The sequence below is a fragment of the Streptomyces sp. NPDC005151 genome (assembly GCF_053599875.1).
In genome coordinates this window covers 1-6802 of the sequence record NZ_JBSFYR010000181.1, presented here as the reverse complement: position 1 = coordinate 6802, position 6802 = coordinate 1, and the positions used below count along the sequence as shown (strand labels likewise).

The 6802-nt window shown below is 69.0% G+C and carries 4 protein-coding genes and 2 pseudogenes; 3 read left to right on the top strand and 3 right to left on the bottom strand.

Annotated elements, in window-relative coordinates:
- Positions 1 to 420 (bottom strand): annotated as a pseudogene (locus tag ACWD6R_RS39330) (hypothetical protein); the annotation flags it as partial.
- Between ACWD6R_RS39330 and ACWD6R_RS39325 the strand changes: the two are divergent.
- Positions 410 to 682, top strand: a pseudogene (locus ACWD6R_RS39325) (ABC transporter ATP-binding protein); the annotation flags it as partial. The pseudogenes ACWD6R_RS39330 and ACWD6R_RS39325 sit on opposite strands and share 11 nt — an antisense overlap.
- 78 nt (positions 683 to 760) lie before the next feature.
- Here the strand turns inward: ACWD6R_RS39325 and ACWD6R_RS39320 are convergent.
- Entirely contained in the window at positions 761 to 4489 is a 3729-nt protein-coding gene (locus ACWD6R_RS39320; protein ID WP_451823149.1) for a S8 family serine peptidase, read from the bottom strand.
- Positions 4490 to 5527: 1038 nt separating this feature from the next.
- Between ACWD6R_RS39320 and ACWD6R_RS39315 the strand changes: the two genes are divergently transcribed.
- The gene (locus ACWD6R_RS39315) at positions 5528 to 6217 is read left to right on the top strand and encodes a hypothetical protein (RefSeq protein WP_451823148.1); all 690 of its coding nucleotides are present in this window, start codon (positions 5528 to 5530) and stop codon (positions 6215 to 6217) included.
- 54 nt (positions 6218 to 6271) lie between these two features.
- On the top strand, positions 6272 to 6613 hold the full coding sequence (locus ACWD6R_RS39310; protein WP_451823147.1) for a hypothetical protein: 342 nt from the start codon (positions 6272 to 6274) through the stop codon (positions 6611 to 6613).
- Positions 6614 to 6698: 85 nt separating this feature from the next.
- Here ACWD6R_RS39310 and ACWD6R_RS39305 read toward each other — a convergent pair.
- The coding region (locus tag ACWD6R_RS39305; protein ID WP_451823150.1) for a helix-turn-helix domain-containing protein at positions 6699 to 6802 on the bottom strand (104 nt) is incomplete at its 5' end.

Here is a 6802-nt window from a genome sequence, read left to right as displayed (position 1 = left end):
TTGAAGATCCTCGCGGAGGCCGCCTCGGGCTTCAATACCTGGTAGAGCGAAAGGTCGCCGGAATAGTAGCTCTGCCCCTTCAGGCGGACCGAGCCCGGACTTGTTGTTCCAGTTGTCCCGGACCACCGGACCGACGTAGTCGGTCTCCGTGGGGTTCATGACCGCTCCGTTGCCCGTGGTGCAGTGACCGGCGGTGAGCATGTACCACTTGCCGTCGTACCGCCAGGGAAAGCCCGCGGTGCACCAGGTGGCGGAACTGGTCGTCAGGTACGACTTGATCCGCCCGGCGCCGTAGTACGGCGAGGTGTCGTTGCGGCGGTCCAACGTCTCCACGGGGATCGTGGGAACGAGCTCCGCGGCGACGGCGTCGGAGCCGTACCGCTCTCCGAGGGCGGTGGCCAGAGGACTGTCGACGCTCATTCTGGACGAGGCCACCAGCGCCCTGGACAACCGGACCGAGCAGGCCGTGCAGCAGGCCGTGGACGCGCTCGCCGTCGGCCGCACCACCATCACCATCGCGCACCGGCTCCCCACCGTCCGCGACGCGGACCTGATCGTCGTCCTGGACCGCGGCCGGGTCGCCGAGCAGGGCACCCATGAGGAGCTGCTGGCCCTCGGCGGCCGGTACGCCGCCCTGGTCGCCCGGGACAGGAGCCTGGCGTCGGCCGGGCCCATCGCGTAGCTGCCTGCCCGGGGCGTGAAAAGGGTCGGGCTCCCCGGCTGCGGTACGGCAGCCGGGGAGCCCGACCTTGTCAGGGCGTTACTTGACCGCGTATGCGCGGAGGACGGTCTGTGTCACGGTGTTGCCGTTGCTGTCCGTCGCGGCGGCGCGGATGGAGACGTACGACGCCGACTTCGGCGCCTGCACCTCGGCCTGCCAGGAGGCTCCGGACCGCTCCAGACCGGCCTGCTGCCAGGTGGCTCCGTCGTCGTACGAGACCTCCAGCCCGGTCGAGGTGACCGTGCCCGCGTCCGCGGCGCCGGCGATGGTCGACGGGGTGACGGTCAGGGCCGCCTTGCGGTGGGCGTACCCGTTCCCGTCGGTCTTCACCCCGTAGTCGAGCTGGATCAGCGGCAGCAGCTGGACGCTGTCGGTGTAGCCCGACATGAAGGTCCACTCGGTGTGGGTGCTGGTGGACAGGGGGTTCACCGAGGCGTCCCGAGAGGTGTCGACCACGAGGCGGTACGGCACCCTCGCGGCGGTCGGGGCCATGGTGTAGAGCGCCTGGGAGTTCGCGCTCCTCACCAGCTTGTCGCCCTGGTAGAGGGAGACCGTCTCCTTCTGCGTCTTAGCGCCGTCGAGCGCGAAGCCGGCGTGGTTCGGGCCGGCGTCGCCCCAGCCGGGGACGTTGATGGTCACCCAGTCACCGCCGCGTTGCGGCAGCCAGGTGCTGTCGTTGACCCGGGGGTGCTGGATCGGCGAGAACCAGTTCACGTCCGTGGTGGTGCCGGCCTGGTAGGTGAGCCGGGTGGACCGCTCCTCCAGCAGGCCGGGGATGGATGCCTCCTCGTACCACTGGTTCTTGCCGTCGGTGGACACCCAGTCGGTGCGCTCGCGGGGCATCACGGTCTTGAGGGCGAAACCGGTCGCATAGCGGGTGTAGGAGGGGATGTCCCAGCGGAACTCGGCGCCGTCGGCCGCCTTACCGCTGTTGAGGGCGACGTTCACCCGGGCGAGGTTGTCCTTGGTCGCCCGGTAGGTGAGGTCATCCGGGATCATGCCGTCATGGCGCTCGACCAGGTCGTAGGCGTAGTCGCTGACCGGCTTCGAGGACACCGTGAGCGTGGCGGTGCCCTGCTGTGCCTGGGCGATGAGCTCCTCGCCCTCGGCCGTGGTGAGCGAGGCCACCGCGATGGGCGAGTTCACCGGGTAGTCCCCGTACCAGCTGCTCAGCCGGCCGGGCTGGTCGTTGACGACGAGCAGCAGCTTCACCCCGGCGGCTGCGGCGGCCGCCGCCTGCTGGGGGGCGGTGACGCTGTCGCTGCGGCGGACCACCGCGACCTTGCCCGCGACGTCCAGACCGGCGTAGTCGGAGGCGGCACCCTGGCCGGCGTAGACGGCCGGGAGCTTCCAGTGGCCGTCGGGCAGCAGGGTGGAGCCGGCCTGCGGCAGCACATCGTCGAAGCTGCGGGTCTTGGAGGCGACGGTGAGCCGCGGCTGCACGGAGCGCCAGCGGGTGGTGAAGGCGAAGTCGCCGTCCTTGACCTTGGTGGTGCCGCTCTCGGCCCAGATGCTGTCGTACCACACCGGCAGCAGGTAGCCGGACTGCAGCGTGCTGCCCTCGCCGGAGCGGTAGTACTCCATCCGGGTCGAGATCGGGCTGCTCTTCTTGGGCGTCACGGCGCGCACCTCGTGCGCCCGGGTGCCGTCGAGCACCACGGTGGTGTCCTTGTCGAGCTTCACCTCGGGGTTGCCGAGCAGCGCGACACCGAGCGAGTCAGGGCCGTTGACGCCCTGCACCTTGGCCGCCATCATCGCCGAATAGGTGCCCGGTTCGAGGCGTGCGTCGGCCTCACCGGAGTCGTCGAGTGTCAGGTACTCCGGGTTCTCCCACCCGAGCTTGAGCAGCTCGACGGTTCCGGTGAGCGGCTTGCCTGCGCGGTCGCGGGCCTTGAGGTGGAGCGTGTGGCGCTCCTTCTCCTTGCTGATGCCGATGGTGGTGTGGGCGCTCAGCGCGCCAGTCGCGTCATATGCCTTGACCTGGCCGGTCACCTTGCTGCCGGACGCCAGCGTGGCGGGGTCGGCGGTGAGCGTCACCTGCTGCGTGCCGTGCGCCGGGACGGTCACCTGGTCCGCGGAGAGCGAGAACAGCCCGGCGGGGGCGCCGGCCGCGTCGAGCTTCAGGTCGAGGGTGGCGGCGGTGTCGCCGGTGTTGGTGTAGGTGATGGCCTTCTCGGACTTCTTGTCCGCGTCGTGCGGCCAGGCGTAGAAGCCGGAGTAGGCCGAGCCGGTCGAGAAGACGGTGTCGGAGGCGGCGGCCTTGATGTCGACCCGGCCGCTGCCGCCCTCCCAGGCCGTGTAGTTCGGAGTCTCCTTGGCCGTGCTGACCAGGGCGTCCTTGATCTGCTGCCCGGTCCAGTCCGGGTGCTCCTGGGCGAGCAGCACGGCGGCGCCTGCCACGTGCGGCGTGGCCATCGAGGTGCCGCTCATGGTGGTGTAGGAGCCCGAGCCCGAGGAGGCGTAGTGCGAGCGGGCGGCGAGCACATTGACGCCGGGGCCGGTGAGGTCGGGCTTGAGGGCGTCGTCACCGAGGCGCGGGCCCTGGCTGGAGAAGTAGGCCAGCTTGTCGGAGGTGTCGACCGCGCCGACGGTGAGTGCGGCGTCCGCGGCGCCCGGGGAGCCGATGGTGTACGGGGCACCCCAGTTGCCCGCGGCGATGACGAACAGCGTGCCGGTCTCGGCACTGAGCCGGTTCACCGCCTCGCTCATGACATCGGTGCCGTCGTAGGCCTCGGAGGAGCCCAGGCTCATGCTGACGACCTTGGCGCCCACGGACTTGGCGGCCCACTCCATACCGGCGATGATCTGCGAGTCGTTGCCGAATCCCTGGTCGCTGAGCACCTTGCCGATGTAGAGGTCGGCGCCGGGCGCGACACCGCTTTCCTTGCCGCCCGAGGCCGCGCCGGTGCCGGCCACGGTGGACGCCGTGTGCGTCCCGTGCCCGTGCCGGTCAGTGGTCGTCTCACCGTCGATGAAGCTGGCGGTGCCCTTGACCCGGTCCGTCAGGTCCGGGTGGTCGCTGTCGACACCGGTGTCGAGCACGGCGACCTTGACGCCCTTGCCGTCGTAGCCGGACTTCCACACGTCCGGCGCGCCGATCTGGGCGGTGGTGTCGGACAGTGTCGCCCGCACCTTGCCGTCCAGCCAGATGTGCGAGATGCCCTTGCCGAAGGAAGCCCCGCCGCCGGCCGCACTGCGGGTGCCGGCAGTACTGGTCACGGAGGACCAGAAGTCGGCCGCCTGCGTGTGCTTGGCGGTCAGAGCGGCGCCCTGCACGCTGGGCAGTGCGCGGACCCGGGTGGCACCCGCGGGTGTGGCGGTGCTGCGGCTGCGGACCGCCGCGTTGGTGTAGGTGACGATCAGCGGCAGGTTCTCGGTGTGTGCGTCGTCGTAGCCGTCGGAGATCAGCCGGGTGACGTCGAACAGCTGCTTGTCGAGGACGCCAGCTGCGACGTACGGCATGACCTCGTCGGGGTAGACGTACAGGTCCTTGCCGACAGTGGTGGTGCGGACGCCGCCGGTGGCTCCGACCGGGCGCTCGACGGTTGCGGTGCTGGTGCCGTCGGCGAAGGTCCGCACCTCGACGACGTCACCGGTGAGGAGGGTGACGGTGTGCACAGGCGCGGCGTCATGTGCCGCATCCACAGGAGCGGCCGCCGGCGAGAGATCGGCTGCGGGGCCGGTGGCCAGGGCCGAGGGGGCGCCCGCCAGCACAGCCAACGCGGCGCACAGGGCTATCAAGCCCGGTTTGCGCGAGAAAGATGACACAGGTCCTCCATGGAATCGATGGACGGACGCAATTATTGGTGTGCACAGGTCAAATGAGGAGGGTGGGATGTGACGGATCACCGCCATGACCGGTATCCGTCATTTCGGCTGTATCGATTGCAATGACCGGCAGCTTGTCATATGCAACGCTCCAGCCAGAAGGCTTAGTTGACGGTCAGTCACAAAAAGATTTCGGCCATGGGCGTTGGCATCGGCATCGGCAGACACGTGCGGATGGCCGGACAGCAGCCGCGCATCGCCCCAGGTAAACGTTTCTCATCGGCGCGAACTTGCCCCTGGCGACGTCCTGACGGCGGGATAGGGTTCGGCTGAGATGAATCCGGCTCGGTCCACGCGAGCTGCGCCAGGGCCGGACACGTGGCCGCCCGAGGAGGAGCCGGATGCTGCAGGCGTTGGGATTGTGCCCGGCCGAGGAGGCCGTCTACACGGCACTGTAAGCCGAAGCGCTCCCGCCCGACGTCCTCGCCGGCGTGCTGCGCACCGCGATCGAAGCGCACCACACGGAAGGGACTCAACAAGTACCTCCGGCAAACCGCCGCACACCAGGCGACCGGGGTCACTTTGGGTGGGCTGGTCATCCTCGACCGGACGCCCAAGATCAACTGGATCCCCAACATCCGCGGCAACCTGTGGGTTGAACACCTCGCTGCTCCCGAGAACGAATCAGTGGGACAGCTGGTTCTTGTCGTACGTGTCCCAGGCAACCGCCGTACTGCTCAGGAGATGTGACGCCCAAACGGCTGCGCGATCCTGGCGCGGCGTGGGTGGACTCGACGTGGCGGCGTTTCGGCGTGGAACTGCGGCCTGAACAGCGTTTTCCGGCGCGGTAGCGCGGGGTCACGCGGCTGCGGCCGGGTACTCGGTCCAGTCGCGAATGGGTGAGTAGGGGGCGAAGCCGCTGTTTGTCACGGCTCTGGCGTTGCGCCAGCGGACGTAGCATCACCACGATCGCGCGCCGCAGCAGCTCCCGGAAAATCAAGCCCGCCTGAAAGGGCGGTGCGGGGAGATGATGGCTCCATGACGAGCCGTGACGTGTTCTCCGATTCGGCGCCGACCTCGTGGACACGGGACTACGCAGCCATTGGCGCCCGCCCGACGGGTTCCGGTGACGAAGTGCTGGAGATGGAGGACGACGCTACCCTCGCCTTTGCCTTCCGCTCCGCCGGCGACATCCTGGCCGACCACTGGCGTGCCGGCACGGACGACTCGCTAGTCTTGGTCATTCTGTACAGCTACCGGCACGCCCTCGAACTGGGGCTCAAGGCCATCCTGCGGGCGATGGTGAACAGCGCCGAGTTCGAGCAGATGCCCGGCACCGAGCTGCCCGGCATCTTCTCCACAGTTGCTAAGAGGCTGCCTCTCTCGCACAAGCTGAGCGAGCTCGCCGACTTCCTGGTGAAGCTGGCCCCGATGTTCACACTCGATCTCCAGGACGACATCGAGCAAGTCTGCGACCTGGTGCACAGCGTCGACCCGGACGGCCAGACCTTCCGGTACACCGAGGTCAAGGTCGGCAAGGGGATGACCGCGCCCGCGCGCCCACAGGCGCTGTACGTCAACGTGCCGGAGTTCACTCGGCGGGCCGGTGAGGCAGGCGATGGTCTGGACACGCTGCTCGGCCAGATCACTGACGTTCAGGACTTGCAGACCTCCAGGGGCCCGGACTACCTCTGGGATGCAGCCGCGGCAGTCCGGGATGACAACTGATACGCCCCTGATGACGGTCAGCATGCACTGGCGGTAGGCCGCCGGATTTCAGATGTGGAGGCGCGCACCGGGTGGTGCGCGCCTCCGCGTTGTTGGGCGCCGGGCCCCGGTTCAGCGCCAGTTGAGTCCGAGTTCGGCGAGCTGGCCGAGCTGGGCGTCGGTGAGCTTCGCACGGCGCTGCAGGACCTCTTCGCGTACGAGGTCGACGGACGCGAGGTGCAGTTCGTCCGCCCCGCCAGCACCAGCGACATGGCCTGGGCCGTCTACGACTTGGTCCAATACCGGGGCATGGTCTACGCCGAGCCGCACCGCGACGGTCCGCTGTGGCGATTCAGCGCGAGCGCCGCGCGGCACCGTGAACTCGCCGAGGCCGTCCGGGCCCTGCGCCGGCCGTAGCCGCCGGACCAAAGGGGGCCCTACCTTGACCGTCCGGTCCGGCGGCCCGCGCAGACTCAACGGCCGAGGCCGCGTCCAGCAACGGTCAGGCGCTGGTCTTCTTGCGCATCTCGCCGCCGCGGGAGCGGAAGGTCACTCCGGCGTCGGCGAGGAGACGGTGCACGCCGCCGTAGGAACGGTTCGTGGCTT